The organism is Nonomuraea sp. CA-141351, from assembly GCF_050944675.1.
In the GTDB taxonomy this organism is placed as follows: domain Bacteria; phylum Actinomycetota; class Actinomycetes; order Streptosporangiales; family Streptosporangiaceae; genus Nonomuraea.
The window spans coordinates 5,006,647-5,021,984 of the sequence record NZ_CP191982.1; the positions used below are offsets into that span (position 1 = coordinate 5,006,647).

Genomic DNA, 15,338 nt, shown 5'->3' on the forward strand with positions numbered 1-15,338 from the left:
CGTGGTCACGTGTCCAGGGGTATGTCGCCGTCAGCTCGAACGTGCTGGCCCGGAGCCCAGAAGCGCTCGTAGTTGCCGGTGGTCGACAGCGAGCGTGGCTCGGCGCGGTCGAGGTACAGGACGCCGTTCAGATGGTCGGTCTCGTGCTGGGCGATCCGCGCCGGCCAGCCGGACAACTCCACGTCGTACGCGCGCCCGCCCCCATCGGAGGCCGACAGCCGGACCCGGGCGTGGCGCGGGACGACGGCGGTCAGCCCCTCGACGCTCAGGCACCCCTCGTAGAACGCGTGGTACCGGGACCCCAGGGGAGTGACGACGGGGTTGACGAGTTCCAGCGGCGGCTGGGGCACGCGTTCCCGCTCCGCGGCGATCTCCGGCGGCACGTCGGCGGGGTCCTCGATGACGGCCAGCGCCAGCGGGATGCCGATCTGCGGCGCTGCCAGCCCCACCCCGACGCCCGGCAGGTGCCGGAACATCGCGTCGAGCAGCTCGCGCAGCAGGCCGTCGGGGAGCTGGCCGTCGTACGGCTCGGCCGGGCGGCGCAGCACGGGGTCGCCGACCTGGGTGATGGACCAGGGCCGGGGCGCCGCCAGCAGGGTGTGCACCCGCTCGGCCAGTTCCTCGCCGCCGCTCACCGCGGGCCTCCCGCCGCGTTCGAGCGCGGGCCGTCGCCGACGGCGTACCGGTGTTCCATGCGCAAGGGGGTCCTTTCGGGCAGCAGTCGCTCAACAGACGATAGAACACGCGCGTGCCGGATCACGGCGCCGCCACCGGCATCCGCACGTCCTGGAACGGAGCGAGGCCGGTCGCGGACCTGCTCACACGGCCGGGTGCTTCCTGGTAGGCGCCATCCACATCTCACACCGTGAGACATTCCTTGACTTCCACATTACCTACTTGAAATATAGGTAATGTGCCAAACGTAATCCTGGCCGCCCGGCGCGTGATCGACTTCATGTACGTGGACAGCAGCCTCTGTTAGTGCGCGGTGATCCCTCTCGCGCATCGCCGTGCTGGAGATGTCTCAGGTCGCCCCAGATCAAGGGCACCTCATCGTGTCCGGTGGCCGCACGCCGCCGGTTTCGCTCGTCGCTTCATCCCACTGTTAGGGGCTCGTCATCGTCATGTGGAAATCTCGTCGGCGCGTGCATGTCGCGGTCCTGGCCTCGGCCGTCTCGCTCTTCGGCCTGACCGCCGCCTGCGGCACATCGGTGCCGACGGCGGATCCTCGTCCTCCGCCGGGGCGGGAGCGGTGCTCAAGTTGCAGGATCCGGGCAACGCCGGGCCTCTCGCTTACGCCAAACGTGAAGGCATCCTGGAGAAACGGCTCGAGGCTGTCGGCGCGTCTGTCGAGTGGGGCGGCTCCTACGCCTCCTTCACCGCGACCATCGACGCGGTGCGCTCGGGATCGGTGAACGTCCTCGCGGGCGCCATCTCGCCGGCCGTCGGCTACCTGGCGAACAGCCCGGACATCAAGATCTTCTCGGTCACCGACCCGATCACCGATCCGTCCGCGCCGCAGACCGATGGCCTGGTAGTACGGCCCGACAGCCCGATCAAGTCCGTGAAGGACCTGGCCGGCAAGCAGGTCGCGGTGAACAAGGGCGGCAAGGGCGAGTATCTGCTGCTGGTCGCCCTGGAGAAGGCCGGGGTTCCGGTCGACCAGGTCAAGCGCGTCTACCTCAACCCCGACCAGGGGGCCGCGGCCTTCGCGACGGGCAAGGTGGACGCCTGGTGGGCGATCGTCAAGGCCTACCCCGAGGCAGTGGCCAAGGGCGCCCGGGTGATCGTGCATGGCCGCGATCTGGACGACAAGGACCTGAGCATTCTCGCCGCGCGCAGCGAACTGCTCGAACAGCACCCCGAGGCGGTCCGCGTCTATCTCCAGGTCCTGCAGGAGTTGACCGAGGAGGCCAAGAAGACGCCGGAGAAGTTCGAGAACGTGTTCCTCGATCAGGGGCCGACGGCTGTGAGCGGCGCGCGACTGGCGCAGAACATCGCCACGGCCAAGTACGCGAACATCCCTCGCTACGCCACCAAGGACGACGGCGCCAACCTCCAGCAGGTGGCCGGCCTGTTCCGTAAGTACGGCGTGGTGTCCGCGGCCGTCGACCCGGCGAACGTTCTCTTCGACCTGAAGGCGGCAGCGGGATCACCGTCGCCGGCTTCGGCCGGGTGACGGCCATGACCATGGAGAAGGTGCACAAGTCAGTTGAGACAGAAGGACGGCTGGGCCTCGGAACTCCGCCCGACCTGGAGACCCCCAGGTATCTCGGTAGCAGGCGTCGCGCTCCGGTGCTGTCGGCGGGCGTGCGTATCAGCGTGCCGCTGCTGCTGCTCATCGCCTGGTGGTACGGGTCGAGCAGCGGACGCATCCCACCGGACGTGCTGGCCGCCCCGTCCTCCGTCGTCGGCGCCTTGCGCGAGCTGATCGCGACCGGCCAGCTCACCGACTACCTGCTCGCCTCCGCGCACCGGGCCGGGCTGGGCGTGCTCGTCGGCGGCGGGATCGGCCTGCTGCTCGGTGCCGCCGCCGGAATCTCGGCACTGGGCGAGGAACTGGTCGATCCGACCATGCAGATGATGCGGGCTGTTCCGTTTCTCGCTCTCGTCCCGCTGTTCATCTCCTGGTTCGGGGTCAACGAGACTTTCAAGATCGTCCTGATCGCGGTGTCGGCGGCCATCCCGATGTACACCTACACCTACCTCGGTGTCAGGAACGTAGATCGCAAGGTCGTCGAGGCGGCGCGTGGCTTCGGCCTGCGCGGTCATCGGCTGGCGCTCGGTGTCATCATTCCGAGCGCGCTGCCCAACATCCTGATGGCGCTGCGCATCTGCCTGTCGGTCTCGCTCACCGGACTGATCGCGGCCGAGCAGATCGGAGCGACCGAGGGCATCGGCTACCTGGTCACGCTGGCCCAGCAGTACTTCAGGCCCGATTACATGGTGCTCTGCATCCTCATCTACGCCGGCCTCGGACTGATCTTCGACGGTGCGATCCGGCTGGCGGAGCGTCTGGCCATGCCCTGGCGCCGGCACGTGGTCGCCCGATGAGCAGGAGGTCGCGATGACTGAGCCGACGTTCGGCAAGCAGCACGCCGACGACGACCTGGCCGTACAGATCAGCGGGCTGCACAAGGCCTTCGGCGCGAAGAGCGTGCTGTCCGGGGTCGACCTGGAGATCCGCAGGGGCGAGTTCTTCGCCCTCCTCGGCCCGAGCGGCACCGGGAAGACCACCCTCCTCCGCATCCTGGCGGGCCTGGAGGTCCCGGACGCCGGCACCGTGCTGGCGGCCCGCCGCCGTACGACGGTCTACCAGGAACCCCGGCTCATCCCGGCCAGAAAGGTGCTCGCCAACGTCACCCTCGGACTCCCGGCCGCCGCCCGGGACCCGGGGCGCCGGGCTCTGGCCGAGGTCGGGCTGGACGGGTACGGCGGGGCCTGGCCCGCGACCCTCTCCGGCGGAGAGGCGCAGCGGGTGGCCCTCGCCAGAGCCCTGGTCCGCGATCCGGAGGTGCTCCTGCTCGACGAGCCGTTCGCCGCGTTGGACGCGCTGACCCGGCTCCAGATGCAGGAGTTGGTCGCGGAGCTCTGCGCGCGGCACCGTCCGGCGGTCGTCCTCGTCACGCACGACGTGGATGAGGCCGTACGGCTGGCGGACCGGGTCGCAGTGTTGCGGGACGGGACGCTGGCCGTCGACCAGACGATCGGCCTGCCCCACCCCCGGGACCGCGACAGCCCTTCTTTCGTCGACTACCGCCGGCTGTTCCTGAGCCACCTGGGCGTCGTCCCGGCCTCTCACCAGCCCCGGACGTCGTTCCCGGATTCACCTCGCATCGCTTCGACGTAGACGTAGGAGTCTCATGTCATCCATAGACAAGATCTGGTACACCCGCTGCCCTGTCCCCACTGCCAGCGGCCTCGCACACAACCAGGGCTGGCTGGCGGAGGAGTTCCAGGTGGCCGGACTGGACGTCGGCATCCTTCAGGACGCGGGACCGGAGCTGGCCGAGCACCATTTCGATCATCAGCTTCTGGGGCTGTTCAGGGAGGGCGGCAACGTGCCCGCGCTGGCGGCCCGGTCGGCGGGCGCCCCGACTCGGCTGATCGGACTGACCTGGATCGAGGAGTGGCAGTCCATCCTGGTCCGGGCCGGCTCCGGCATCCTCGGCGCCGCGGACTTGGCCGGTGCGCGGGTCGCGCTACCCGCGTGGGCCGAGACCCGGGCCAGGAGTTTCCCCCGCGCGATGGCCCTGCACGGGATCAAGGGCGCACTGTCGCAGGGCGGGCTGACCCTCGACGACGTCACGTTCGTGGAGGTGACCGCGCAGTTGAGCCCGTCGGTCGGCCGGGACGCGGGCGTCCGGGCGTTCTCCTGGCCGGGCATCGCCGAGTTGGCCCGCGGCGAGGTGGACGCCGTGTACGCCAAGGGGGCCCGAGCCGCGGAGCAGGCCAAGGAGATCGGGGCCGTCGTCGCCGTCGACCTGGACGCGCACCCCGACCGCCGTACCAGAGTGAACAACGGCACCCCCAGGCCGATCACCGTGCACGAACGGCTCCTGGACGAGTACCCCGATCTGGTCATCGGGTTCCTGACCCAGACGCTGCGCGCGGCCGACTGGGCGCGGGACAACCTCGACCGGGTACGCGAGATCCTCGCCGGCGAGACGCGGTCCGGGGCGGACGCCGTGGCCACCGCCTACCGGGGCGACTTCCACCACTCGCTCCACCCTGACCTGTCGCGGGAGCGGCTTGACCTGCTGCGCATCCAGAAAGACTTCCTGCTGGTACACGGCTTCCTCGACGCTGACGTGGACCTCGACGCGTGGGTTGCCCGCGAACCACTCGCATTGGCCCGCGAGCGTCTCGACACCTCGGCGGCGCAGAGCGGTCAGCAGGGCCCAGCACTGAGCGACTCCTCAACTGCGGCCGCCGGGGCGGTGGCGTGATGGCGGCGTACCCGGACTTCCTGGTCACGGTGCCGACCCGGGGCGACGGGCGTGACCCACTGCGGCGGGACCGAGGGGAGTGGCAGCCCGGTGCCCGCCGCCGCCCCCTGCCCCCGTTCGTCACCGATCTGCGGCCCGGCGCCCTCGGCCCGTTCGACCACCTCGCCCAGATCGGCCGGGCCGCGGAGACAGCGGCGATCGGCGGAGCGTTGGTGCCGTTCGATCCCGCCGGTGAGGAGTCCCTGGTGGTCGCCGCCGGCCTGCTCAGACAGAGCCGTCACCTGCGTGTCGTGGCCGGGTTCCACCCCGGGATCGCCACACCCGTCTACGCGGCCAAGTTCTCCGCCTCCCTCCAGCGGTTCACCGACAACCGGCTCGGCTGGCAGCTCGACGTCGATCTCGACCCGGCCGTCGCACGATCGCAGGGGGACTTCCTCCGGGGCGCGGACCGATACGCGCGGGCCGAGGAGTTCCTCACCGTGGCCAAGGGCGTGTGGCACGAGGAGGGCTACACGTACGAGGGTCGCTTCTACCAGGTGCTCGCGGGTGGCTTCCAGTCACCGAACTCGGGCCTGCCGTTCCCTCGCCTCTACCTGACCGGCACCTCGCCGGAGGCGCTGGCACTTTCGGCACGCCACGCCGACGTGCACCTGTTCACCGCGGACCAGGACGTCGAGACCGGCGTCGGCGAACTGGCCGCACAGTCGGCGCAGGAAGGGCGTCCCGTCGAGTACGGCCTGCGGCTTCCCGTCCTGGCACGGGATGACGACGACGAGGCGTGGGCGGAGGCCCGCCGGTTGTGGGACCTCGCCGGCGGCGTGGGGGAGGGCCTGCCTGACCCGGACCCGCGTACCCGCCTGTGGGGAGGGTTCGGCCGGATCGCCGATTCCGGCCCGTTCGGCCTGGTCGGCTCGTACGAAACCGTCGCAGCCGGACTCCGCGGCTACCTCGACCAGGGTGTCACCACCTTCGTCCTGGAATCGCGGCCGCACATCGAGGAGACCTACCGGCTGGGCGAGCGGCTGCTGCCGCTGTTCGCTAAGGAGATCGAGCATGCCCATTGACATCTACTGGCGGATCGGCACCCACGGTGACCAGCAGTCGCTGCGGCGCCGGGTGTCCAGCCGAGGGGAGTGGGCGCCGGTAGTGCCGGGCAGCCTCACTCCCGGGGTGCGAAACGGCCGCCGCGACGGGTACTCGTACGTCGAGCACATGGCCGATGTTGCCAGGGCCTCGGAAAGCTCCGGGTTCGTCGGCGGCCTGCTGCCGTCGTTCCCCTTCACCGACGATCCGTGGGCCGCGGCCGCGGCCCTGGCCCGTGAGACCACCACCTACCGTTTCATGATCGCCTACCAGCCGGGCTTCCTCCATCCGGTGCAGGCGGCTCGGATGTCGGCGAGCCTGCAGCGGGCGACCGGCGGGCGGGTCGTCTACAACATCATCTCGGGGGGCGGCGGTCCCGCCCAGCTGTGGTGGGGCGATCGGGTCGACCACGATGACCGGTACGCCCGTACCTCGGAGTTCCTCGACGTGCTCAAGGGCGTATGGAGCGGTGGCCCGTTCGATTACCAGGGCCGCTTCTACCAGGTCGAGGGGGCGGGGCTGCCCGAGCCGCTCGCGCGGCAGCCCTTCCCGGAGATCTACTTCTCCGGCTCGTCCAAGGCCGCGATCGAGGCGGCGGGCCGGCACGCTGACTACTACCTGTCGTGGCTCGAGCCCTTCCCCGCGTTGGCGGCCAAGTTCGCCCAGGTTCGCGAGCACAGCACCGCGATCGGGCGGGCTCCGAAGTTCGCCGTACGCATCGACGTGCTCGCCCGCGAGACCGAGCAGGCGGCATGGGAGGAGATCCGGCGCGGCTGGGCACACGTCGACCCGGCGGCGCTGCGCAGCGCGGACGGCGACTCCGTCGGGTGGCTGCGCAGCCAGTCGTTCGTCTCCTGGCCGGTACGCGACTACCGGGAACTGGAGGTGTCGCCCAACGTCTGGGGCGGCTTCCACCTGCTCCGCGGCGGTCCCGCGTTCGGACTCGTCGGCAGTTACCAGCAGGTCGCCGAGCGGCTCGACGAGCTGATCGGCATCGGCGTCGACGCCTTCATCCTCGCCGGGGTGCCACACCTCGAAGAGGCGTACCGCGTCGGCGAAGAGGTGCTTCCGCTGCTCCGCGGTCACGACCTCCGCCAGAACTTCTCGCAGTCCCCGGTAACGGTAACGAAAGGATCCATCTGATGAGCGTTCGCGTCGGTTACTTCCCCAACAACAACTCGCTCTGGGTGCTGCGGCACCGGGGCATTCTGGAGCGTTCCCTGCCCGAGGTGGAGTGGGTGGACCTGCGCAGTCTCCCGCAGGGTGACCGTCCCGCCCCGACCGAGGGGCTGCCCTCCGTGCACGGCGACCGTCTTTTCGACGGCGGCTACGACTTCATCGGCACCGGCTCCACGCCTCCGGTCACCGCGCAGGGCAAGGGGCACGACATCGTGTACGTCGCGGTCTCCGGCTCGCGTCATGAGAACGGCCGGCTGGTCGTGCACGAAGACTCCCCGATCAACTCGCCGGCGGATCTCAAGGGCAAGCGGGTCGCGCTCGGGCATGGCTCCTGGCAGACCACGCTCCTGCTGTTCGCCCTCGACCGGGCAGGGCTGACGTGGAAGGACATCGAGCCGGTCGACGCGTACGGGGACGCCGCCCAGCTGTTCCTGGACCGCGCAGTGGACGCATGGGTCGGTTCGTACCCGGCCCTCACCCGCGTCGAGCAGGTAGCCACCACCCGGGACCTCGTCGCCACGGACGGACTGTTCAGCCACCGCTCGCTCTGGTTCACCCGCCGTGACTTCGCCGAGCGGCACCCCGAAGAGCTCGCCGCCATCGTCGCCGCCCTCCAGGAGTCCGACGCCTGGATCCAGCAGAACTACCGGGCCGCGGCGGAGTTGTTCGCCGCGGACGACGGCGGGGATGTCGACGCCTGGGAACATGCCCTGCGCCACCGTCCGTTCGGGCTGCACCCCGTCAGCGAGGACTTCGTCGCCGAGCAGCAGCGCGCCGCAGATCTCTTCCACGCCAGCGGCCTGATCGACCGGAAGATCACCGTAGCCGAGGCCGTTCTCCCCGAGATCGCCCGACTGGTGGAAGCGGCTCGGGTTCCGTAACGCACGGGTGGCGTACCAGGCCCCCGGTCTCAACGAACCTGTCATCGTGCGCCAAAGCTTCCGACCTTTTCCGTCCTTTCTGTCCGAATTGGGGTATCCGACCTTAAGACCGCGGCCCGATATGGGAGCGGTCGTCGATAGGGGAGGAACAATGCGAGCTGAGGGACAGCTGAGTCCTGAGATGCAGCGATGCATCGACGCATGCATGGAGAGTCACAGCTCCTGCGAGCAGACCATGAGCTACTGCCTGAAGCAGGGTGGCCGCCATGTCGACATGGCGATGATGGGCGCGCTCATGGACTGTTCCGACATCACCCGCCTGTGCGCGGACATGATGATGCGCCAGTCCCCGATGGCGATGGAGATGGCCCGGATGTGTGCCCAGGTGGCCACCAAGTGCGCCGAGGCGTGCATGGCCATGAGCGAGGACTCGACGATGAAGCGCTGTGCCGAGAAGTGCAAGGCCTGTGCCGACGCGTGCAAGGCCATGGCGGCCATGCCGGCCTGAGAGGCCTGCCCGGCCGGGTCCCGGCCGGTGCCTTTTTCCGATCATCGCGAAAGGGCATCGGCTGGGACCCTGTACCGCGCCAAGCGCCGTAACCAGGTCATCGGCGGCGCGCGTGCCCTGCCCCAACCTTCGGGACCGCGGACCCGAGCAGGGTCCGCCCCGGAGGAGCACCTCGCTGCCGTCGGCCGGGTACGGCCGGGTCAGGTCGGCGCGGATGCCGGCTGGGCCTCCGCCCGCGCGATGCGCGCCTTGACGTCGCGGAAGTGCAGCCGCATCGCCTCCCGGGCGGCCTCGGCGTCCCGAGCGCGAAGCGCCGCCACGATCCGGCGGTGGTTGACGGCGATCTCCGCGGTCCGCTCCTCCGGCGGGCCGAGCGTCGGCTCGACCTCGTGGTAGACGTCCCAGAACAGGCCGATCAGCTGCAGCACCAGTTCGTTGCCGCACGACTCGTACAGCAGCGCGTGGAACGCCCGATCGGCTTCCCGGTCCCGATCCATGCCATTGGCCAGGGCGTCCAACGCGGCGAGCCGGGGGGCGCTGGTGCTCTGGGCCACCTGGCCGATCAGCCCGGTCTCGAGCAGCTCGCGGACCTCGACCAGATCGTTCAGCGCGCGGATCCCGCCCGGCCCCGAACGCACCCGGAAGGCAAACGACGGGGTCAGTACGTCGAGCGACGCGTGCCCGACGAACGTCCCATGACCGTGCCGGATCTCGACGATGCCCAACGCCCGCAGGGCCCGTACGGCCTCGCGGACGCTGTTGCGGCTCGCCCCGAGCAGCTCCATCAATTGCACTTCGGTCGGCATCGGTGCCCCGGGGGCCAGTCCGCGCTCGTGGATCAGGGCGACGATGCGCTCCTGAAGCGACGCGCCGTCACGTGTAGGCATGCCACCTCCAGGCTCGTCGAAGACCTTGCGTCAAACATCCCACCTCTCGGTCCCGGAAGGCCAGCCGGGGCAGGAAAGTTTACGTCGACGACACAGATGGCCCGCCGGACGGACATGGCTTGTTCGCACGCTCGTTTGCGGACATAGGATGTCCTATATTTTACCGATCTGATAGCGGGGTGCCGTGGAGACGTTGACGCCGGGGGCGCTTGGCGGCACCTGGGGTACGGTCCTGCTGCCCATCCGGGACGACGAGTCGATCGACTGGGCACGCCTTGAGGCGGCGTTGGACGTGCTCGTCGCCGTGGGGCTCGACGGCCTGTACGCGCACGGCACCGCGGGCGAGTTCCACGCGCTCGGCGAGGACGAGTACGACCGCGTCAACGCTCTGCTGGCCGAGCAGTGCGAACGGCACGGGCTGCCGTTCCAGATCGGCGCCGGCCATATGAGCGCGCAGACCTGCCTGGCCAGGGTGGTCCGTGCGCGGGCGCTCCGTCCCGGTGCGATCCAGGTGACGCTGCCGGACTGGCTGCCGCTGTCGCGCCGTGAGGTGGTTCGCTTCCTGGGCCGCGTCGCGGCCGCCGCCGACCCGGTGCCGCTCGTGCTGTACAACCCGCCGCACGCCAAGACGCAGGTGCCGGCCGACCTGTATCCGGTGATCCGCCGCGAGGTTCCCGGGGTCATCGGGATCAAGGTGGCCGGCGGTGACGCGCGGTGGTACGCGGAGATGGAGCGCCACGCGGCCGGCCTCGCCGTCTTCGTCGCCGGCCACGACCTGGCGACCGGACGGCGGCACGGCGCCGCCGGCTCCTACTCGAACATCGCCGCCCTCAGCCCGGCCGGCGCCATGGCATGGCAGCGGATGATGGTCGCTCAACCCGATGCCGCGCTCGATGTGGAGCAACGGATCCGCGAGTTCTTCGCCGCGCATGTCCAGCCTCTGCAGCGCAGCGGGTACGCCAACGCCGCGCTGGACAAATTCCTGGCCCACCTCGGCGATTGGGCCGACATCGGCACTCGGGTCAGGTGGCCGTACGACTCGGTCGACGCCTCGCTCGCCGTGCGGCTCAGGCCACTGGCCCGGGCACAACTGCCCGAGCTCTTCCCAGGGGAGTAGCGGGCACCCACAGGACGTAGGACGTCCTTCGGCTGCCCGGTAATCTCAGATACCGTCAAAGCGCGTACGATGACGCCCACCGGGACCCGCGAGCGCCATCGCCAAGCGATTGGTGTCCCCTTAGCCGACGTGATCGAACGGCAGCCGCAGCCCAAGCCGACCGCCGATCGGGAGGTTCCTCTCTCGGATCAGGTCCAGCTCGGCGTCGGCGAGGGCGCGCCGGTAGACGCGTACCTCGTCGAGCGTCCCGCGGAAGCGGTCCACACCGTCAATCCGCTGTCCGATGTGGATGCCCTCGAGCCCGAACTCCTTGCCGAGGGTCAGTGAACCGGCCGGCGCCGCCGCCGACGAGACCTGCACGCCGTCCACCAGGAGCCGGAGCTCGCCACGTACCCGCTGGAGCGCCACGAAGTGCCACTGCCCGTCGTTGTACGCGCTCGGCGACTGTACGGTCACGTTGAACCGGTCGACGGTGAGGACCGCCCGGATGCGGTTGCTGGCCGGTTCGGCCCGCAGCCACAGCGCCGGCGGGTTGGTGCCCCGGTTCACCCGGTGGAACCAGAGGATCGTGTGCGCGCCGGTCTGCTCCGAGTACCGGATCCAGGAGGTCAGCGTGAAGTCCTTCGCGCCGAGGTCGATGGAGTCGTTGAACGCCACCTCCACCCGGTCGTCCACCCGGTCCAGGGCCAGCCCGTTGCCGAACCGCCCGTCGGTGACCTGCGCACCACCGCGGACATACGCCGCGTTGCGGTACGGCGACTCGTCCGGCGTCGTCGGGCCGGGCGCCGGGGGACCGGGGATGCCAGGCGGGGTGCCGTTCGGCGTCTCCAGGTAGGCCTCGTTGAACCGCGCGAACCGGATCTGCTCGTACGGCGTGATGTTGCCGGCCTCGTACATCAGGGCCGCCTCGTCGCCGTCCAGACGCACCATGTCCGAGTACGCCGACGGCCCCCAGTAGAAGACCTTGCCCTCATCCCAGGTCTCGAAGCTGCGCCCCTCGTCGTAGGACGACCGGATCCCCATCGCTTCCCGGGCGCCCGGGTGCATCGGCGAGGAGAAGAGGATGCGCTCTTCGCTGAACCGCAGCAGCGACGCCTGGACGTCGGTCGTCGCCAGCGCCGGCATGGTGCGGAACGGCGCGTCCCACGTCTCGCCGCTGTCGCTGCTGGTCGCGTACGCCCGGCTGCCCTCGTCGGTGCCGCGCTCGCGGGCCGAGGCGTAGATCCGCCCGTCGGTGAGCTCGACGACGGTGACCTCCTGGGCGATGACCGTGCCGTCGTCGCGGAACGTCTCGGCGCCGATGTTCCAGGTCACCCCGCTGTCGTCGCTGTAGAGCAGGTGCGTGCCGTAGACGTGCTTGCCGACCCGGTCCCAGCTTTCGAAACTCGCCCCGACGACCAGCCGGCCGGCGTGCGGGCCGCGCTTGAGCTGGATGCCGTGCATCGGGCCGGTGGCGTACCAGAAGTTCCACTCCGGACGCTTGCCCTCGGTCATCTCCCTGGCGGCCGACCAGGTCGCCCCATGGTCGTCACTGAACTGCACCCAGGGGTCGCGGTCACAGCCGTTCGGGCACGGCTCCGCACCATTGTGGGTGCTCACCAGCACGACCCGCCCGGTACGCTCGTCAACGATCGGCACCGGGTTGCCGTGGGTCGTGCCGTTGCCCTCCGAGACCACCTGCAGTGGTCCCCAGGTCCGCCCGCCGTCGGCGGAACGGCGCAGCACGAGGTCGATGTCCTCGTCGTCGCCGCAGTCCTTCACCCGCCCCTCGGCGAAGGCCAGGAGCATGCCGTTCGTGGCCCGCACCACGGCGGGGATCCGGAAGCAGCCGTATCCGAAGTCGCCCTGCTTGTAGAGCACCTGCTCGTCCACGAATGGTGCGGTGTCAGCAGTCACTCCGGCCTCGAAGGTCTCCACCGGCGCCGCGGTCGCCGGCGCGCCGAACACGCTGACGAGTAAGCCGGCGAGCACCATCACGGCGCCCGCCCGGCGGCGGCGCCGGGAGCGGCGCCCGGTACGGCCCTCCGGGGGATAACCATCGCGCATGTCCTCGCCCTTCCTGACAGGAGAAGATTTCGGGACATCCTACGTCCAACGTGGGATGTTTAACAGATAGTGAACGTAGAATGTTCGCCAGTGAGGCGAATGCGTTGCCCGGCTCATAACAGCGTGTCCGGTGTCAGAACTGGTGCAGGGCAGCTGACCTTCTGGGCTCGACGATGATCACGTGGGCGAGGGCGTTGACCAGCCATGGTTGTCCCTGGGTCAGCTCGAAGGCCCGGTCCACCGCGTCCTTGGCGAACTCCTGGCCGGCCGCCTGCGTGTGCTGGCCGTACAGCTCGGCAGACGGCCATACTGGTGCAGCAGTTGGCCCGGTTGGTCCGATATCTGGATCTTCCCTTGACTTGTCTGCCGCTGCCACGCCGGCAGGCAGTGTCTGTTGACGACGAGGAAAGCACCCGGTGATCCTGCATATCATCAGCCGGTGAAAGCTTCCGTGATGCTCAATGCCGCCGCGATGCCGGCCAGACCCGCACTTGTGCTTCGCCCGTGGGGCGTGGAGGACGTGGCCGCGGTCGTTGCGGCGTATCGAGATCCTGCTCTACGTCGCTGGACGAGTTCGCGGGTGGAAACCGAGGCCGACGGGCTGCGGTGGGTACGAGCCCAACAGCGAGGCTGGGCGACGGGGAAGCGGTTCAGCTTCGCCATCCTTGACGCGCACCCCAGGCCGGCCTTCCGCCAGGTGGTGGGCAATATTGTCCTCAGGGATGTCGCACCGGGGAAACCGTCCGCCGAGGTCGGCTACTGGACGGTGGCGCACGCCCGAGGACGGGGTGTCGCCGCCGGGGCATTGGAGGTTGTGACCCGATGGGCCTTCGACACCTTCGGCGCTGACGGGCTGGAACGCCTTGAACTACTGCACCAAGTGGACAACCCGGCGTCGTGCCGCGTGGCGCAGAAAAGCCGCTACGAGCTCGACGTAGTCCTGCCCGCGGCACCGCCCACGTATCCGCTCGACGGGCACCTGCATGTACGCACCCACGCCGAAGTCGACGACGACGTCTCGCCAGTGCTGTGACGCTGCGAGCCAGACGAAGATGTCCTGTGTGCCTATCTGACTGTCACGAATGCCTTTGCCGCGCTGCGGTTGTTGCCGATGAGGGATAGGGACGCTTGAACTGCATGGATGAGATTTTCGGCAGGCGCAAAGGCGGTGGAACTGAGGTACGTCCTCGGGGGTGGCCCCATGATGGGCCGGTCCCAGCGCACCGATTGGATCAAGAACGACTGCACCGAGGTGCCCGCGGCCGAGTACGGCGGCACGGAACAACCGGACAACCCCGGCAAGCCCCCGTTCGGTGGTGTTAACAAGCTCTCCAAGAGCGGGGCCTAGACTGCACCATATGATCCGGCCGCAGCGGGGGACGTCGCGTGACGTGCGGCGTACCAACAGGGCCGTGCTGCTGCGCACGCTCTTCTTCGACGGCGAGCGCAGCAGGTTCGAGCTCGCCCAGGCGACCGGCCTGAGCCCCGCCACGGTGAGCAACGTCGTCACCGGCCTGCTGTCCGACGGGATCGCCGTCGAGGTGGGCAGGGTCGAGTCGGACGGCGGCCGGCCACGCGTCCAGCTCCGCGTCAACGCCGACCACGCGTACGCGGTCGGCGTCGAGGTGGGGGAGACCCGCGTCGGCGTGGAGCTGTTCGACCTGTCCATGACGCCACGGGCCAAGGCCGAGACCCCGCTGCGCCCAGGACAGCACGCTCCCGACCTGGTGGCCGGCCACATCCGCGAAGGCGTCGCCGCGGTGATCGCGCAGGCGGGGGTGGACCCCGACCGCGTCCTCGGTGTCGGCGTCGGCGTCCCCGGCATGGTGCGGGGAACGGTCGTCGACTCGCCGACGTTCGGCTGGAGCGGGGTACGGCTGGCCGACATGCTCCCCGGCCTGCCCGTGTTCGTCGACAACGGCGCCATGACGCTGGGCCTGGCCGAGCACTGGTTCGGCGCGGGACGGGACAGCGGCTACATGATCATGGTGTTGATCGGCAGCGGGGTCGGCGCCTGCATCATCACCGACGGCATCACCGTCCGCGGCGTGTCCGGTGGGGCGGGGGAGTGGGGCCATACCACGGTGGTCGCCGGCGGCCGCCCCTGCCGCTGCGGTGCGCGCGGTTGCCTGGAGGCCTACGTCGGCGCCGAGTCGGTCCTCGCCAGGGCGGGGATCGACCTGGCGGGCACCGAGGAGGAGAGCGCCTTCGCGGCGCTGCTGGCCGACCCGGGCGCGCGTCCCCTGTTCGACGAGGCCGTCGGCCATCTGGGCGCGGGGCTGGCGAGCCTGATCAACCTGCTCAATCCCGAGCGCATCGTGCTGGGCGGCTGGGCGGGCCTGCTGCTCGCCCGCGACCACCTGCCCGCGATCTTGACGGCCACGGAGCGCTCCGCGCTGCGCTGTTCCTACGGCCGCGTCGCGATCGAGGCCGCTCACCTGGGGTCTGAGGGCGTCAAGCTCGGCGCCGCCATCCTGGTGGTGGATCAGTTCCTGGGCGGCTGAGGACCCACGTCCTGGCTTATTTTCCTCCCTGATTTAAGGGTCGTACGAAGATGCTGTCAACCCTTAAATTAAGTATTGACGCTCCTGTAAGGTCACCATAAGGTCACGACCGTGGATTTCTCTTAGCCATGGTGCTCACCCACGCCGGCGGCCGGCCACCGGCGTACACCCCCCACAGAAAGTG

16 protein-coding genes are annotated in these 15,338 nt (G+C 69.6%); 12 read left to right on the top strand and 4 right to left on the bottom strand.

Annotated elements, in window-relative coordinates:
• Nucleotides 1–5: 5 nt before the first annotated feature.
• On the bottom strand, nucleotides 6–635 hold the full coding sequence (locus ACQPWU_RS23635) for a peptide deformylase (RefSeq protein WP_433443603.1): 630 nt from the start codon (nucleotides 633–635) through the stop codon (nucleotides 6–8).
• A 617-nt stretch (nucleotides 636–1,252) separates the two neighbouring features.
• Between ACQPWU_RS23635 and ACQPWU_RS23640 the strand changes: the two genes are divergently transcribed.
• The 8 genes from ACQPWU_RS23640 to ACQPWU_RS23675 all read left to right on the top strand — a co-directional run bounded on the left by ACQPWU_RS23640 (nucleotide 1,253) and on the right by ACQPWU_RS23675 (nucleotide 8,600).
• Nucleotides 1,253–2,179: an NrtA/SsuA/CpmA family ABC transporter substrate-binding protein gene (locus tag ACQPWU_RS23640; protein WP_433443605.1), complete on the top strand. Its 927-nt coding sequence runs from the start codon at nucleotides 1,253–1,255 to the stop codon at nucleotides 2,177–2,179.
• A gap of 20 nt (nucleotides 2,180–2,199) precedes the next feature.
• Nucleotides 2,200–3,054, top strand: a complete 855-nt coding sequence (locus ACQPWU_RS23645; protein WP_433443608.1) for an ABC transporter permease — start codon at nucleotides 2,200–2,202, stop codon at nucleotides 3,052–3,054.
• A gap of 13 nt (nucleotides 3,055–3,067) precedes the next feature.
• Nucleotides 3,068–3,850: an ABC transporter ATP-binding protein gene (locus tag ACQPWU_RS23650; protein WP_433443610.1), complete on the top strand. Its 783-nt coding sequence runs from the start codon at nucleotides 3,068–3,070 to the stop codon at nucleotides 3,848–3,850.
• A 13-nt stretch (nucleotides 3,851–3,863) separates the two neighbouring features.
• A complete protein-coding gene (locus ACQPWU_RS23655; protein WP_433443613.1) occupies nucleotides 3,864–4,949 on the top strand; it encodes an ABC transporter substrate-binding protein in 1,086 nt (361 codons plus the stop codon).
• A complete protein-coding gene (locus ACQPWU_RS23660) occupies nucleotides 4,949–6,013 on the top strand; it encodes an LLM class flavin-dependent oxidoreductase (RefSeq protein WP_433443615.1) in 1,065 nt (354 codons plus the stop codon). The genes ACQPWU_RS23655 and ACQPWU_RS23660 overlap by 1 nt, the downstream gene beginning before the upstream one ends.
• Nucleotides 6,003–7,175 carry an LLM class flavin-dependent oxidoreductase gene (locus ACQPWU_RS23665; protein WP_433443617.1) on the top strand — a complete coding sequence of 391 codons (1,173 nt, stop codon included), beginning with the start codon at nucleotides 6,003–6,005 and terminating at the stop codon, nucleotides 7,173–7,175. The genes ACQPWU_RS23660 and ACQPWU_RS23665 overlap by 11 nt, the downstream gene beginning before the upstream one ends.
• Complete coding sequence (locus tag ACQPWU_RS23670; protein ID WP_433443620.1) at nucleotides 7,175–8,092, top strand: ABC transporter substrate-binding protein; 918 nt, start codon at nucleotides 7,175–7,177, stop codon at nucleotides 8,090–8,092. Before ACQPWU_RS23665 ends, ACQPWU_RS23670 begins: the two co-directional genes overlap by 1 nt.
• A gap of 205 nt (nucleotides 8,093–8,297) precedes the next feature.
• A complete protein-coding gene (locus ACQPWU_RS23675; RefSeq protein WP_360700803.1) occupies nucleotides 8,298–8,600 on the top strand; it encodes a four-helix bundle copper-binding protein in 303 nt (100 codons plus the stop codon).
• 200 nt (nucleotides 8,601–8,800) lie between these two features.
• Here the strand turns inward: ACQPWU_RS23675 and ACQPWU_RS23680 are convergent, their stop codons facing one another.
• Nucleotides 8,801–9,487, bottom strand: a complete 687-nt coding sequence (locus tag ACQPWU_RS23680; RefSeq protein ID WP_433443622.1) for a FadR/GntR family transcriptional regulator — start codon at nucleotides 9,485–9,487, stop codon at nucleotides 8,801–8,803.
• A gap of 184 nt (nucleotides 9,488–9,671) precedes the next feature.
• On the opposite strand from ACQPWU_RS23680, the gene ACQPWU_RS23685 reads away from it, so the two are divergent.
• Complete coding sequence (locus ACQPWU_RS23685) at nucleotides 9,672–10,604, top strand: dihydrodipicolinate synthase family protein (RefSeq protein ID WP_433443624.1); 933 nt, start codon at nucleotides 9,672–9,674, stop codon at nucleotides 10,602–10,604.
• Nucleotides 10,605–10,724: 120 nt separating this feature from the next.
• Here ACQPWU_RS23685 and ACQPWU_RS23690 read toward each other — a convergent pair whose 3' ends face one another.
• Nucleotides 10,725–12,650: an exo-alpha-sialidase gene (locus tag ACQPWU_RS23690; RefSeq protein ID WP_433443626.1), complete on the bottom strand. Its 1,926-nt coding sequence runs from the start codon at nucleotides 12,648–12,650 to the stop codon at nucleotides 10,725–10,727.
• A gap of 133 nt (nucleotides 12,651–12,783) precedes the next feature.
• Nucleotides 12,784–13,026, bottom strand: coding sequence for a hypothetical protein (locus ACQPWU_RS23695; protein ID WP_433443628.1), 243 nt, complete (start codon nucleotides 13,024–13,026; stop codon nucleotides 12,784–12,786).
• A gap of 63 nt (nucleotides 13,027–13,089) precedes the next feature.
• Here ACQPWU_RS23695 and ACQPWU_RS23700 point away from each other — a divergent pair, with 63 nt between their 5' ends.
• The 3 genes from ACQPWU_RS23700 (at nucleotide 13,090) to ACQPWU_RS23710 (ending at nucleotide 15,154) form a co-directional block, all read left to right on the top strand.
• Entirely contained in the window at nucleotides 13,090–13,683 is a 594-nt protein-coding gene (locus ACQPWU_RS23700) for a GNAT family N-acetyltransferase (RefSeq protein ID WP_433443630.1), read from the top strand.
• A 168-nt stretch (nucleotides 13,684–13,851) separates the two neighbouring features.
• Nucleotides 13,852–13,998, top strand: coding sequence for a hypothetical protein (locus ACQPWU_RS23705; RefSeq protein ID WP_433443632.1), 147 nt, complete (start codon nucleotides 13,852–13,854; stop codon nucleotides 13,996–13,998).
• Between the two features lie 10 nt (nucleotides 13,999–14,008).
• Nucleotides 14,009–15,154: an ROK family protein gene (locus ACQPWU_RS23710; RefSeq protein ID WP_433443634.1), complete on the top strand. Its 1,146-nt coding sequence runs from the start codon at nucleotides 14,009–14,011 to the stop codon at nucleotides 15,152–15,154.
• Nucleotides 15,155–15,338: the final 184 nt, after the last annotated feature.

What these genes read in the sequence shown, in the direction of transcription:
- ACQPWU_RS23670 (WP_433443620.1), top strand. Translation starts at nt 7,175, where the DNA reads ATGAGCGTTCGCGTCGGTTACTTCCCCAACAACAACTCGCTCTGGGTG.
- ACQPWU_RS23650 (WP_433443610.1), top strand. Translation starts at nt 3,068, where the DNA reads ATGACTGAGCCGACGTTCGGCAAGCAGCACGCCGACGACGACCTGGCC.
- ACQPWU_RS23680 (WP_433443622.1), bottom strand. Translation starts at nt 9,487, where the DNA reads ATGCCTACACGTGACGGCGCGTCGCTTCAGGAGCGCATCGTCGCCCTG.
- ACQPWU_RS23655 (WP_433443613.1), top strand. Translation starts at nt 3,864, where the DNA reads ATGTCATCCATAGACAAGATCTGGTACACCCGCTGCCCTGTCCCCACT.
- ACQPWU_RS23660 (WP_433443615.1), top strand. Translation starts at nt 4,949, where the DNA reads ATGGCGGCGTACCCGGACTTCCTGGTCACGGTGCCGACCCGGGGCGAC.
- ACQPWU_RS23710 (WP_433443634.1), top strand. Translation starts at nt 14,009, where the DNA reads ATGATCCGGCCGCAGCGGGGGACGTCGCGTGACGTGCGGCGTACCAAC.
- ACQPWU_RS23675 (WP_360700803.1), top strand. Translation starts at nt 8,298, where the DNA reads ATGGAGAGTCACAGCTCCTGCGAGCAGACCATGAGCTACTGCCTGAAG.
- ACQPWU_RS23690 (WP_433443626.1), bottom strand. Translation starts at nt 12,650, where the DNA reads ATGCGCGATGGTTATCCCCCGGAGGGCCGTACCGGGCGCCGCTCCCGG.
- ACQPWU_RS23705 (WP_433443632.1), top strand. Translation starts at nt 13,852, where the DNA reads ATGATGGGCCGGTCCCAGCGCACCGATTGGATCAAGAACGACTGCACC.
- ACQPWU_RS23665 (WP_433443617.1), top strand. Translation starts at nt 6,003, where the DNA reads ATGCCCATTGACATCTACTGGCGGATCGGCACCCACGGTGACCAGCAG.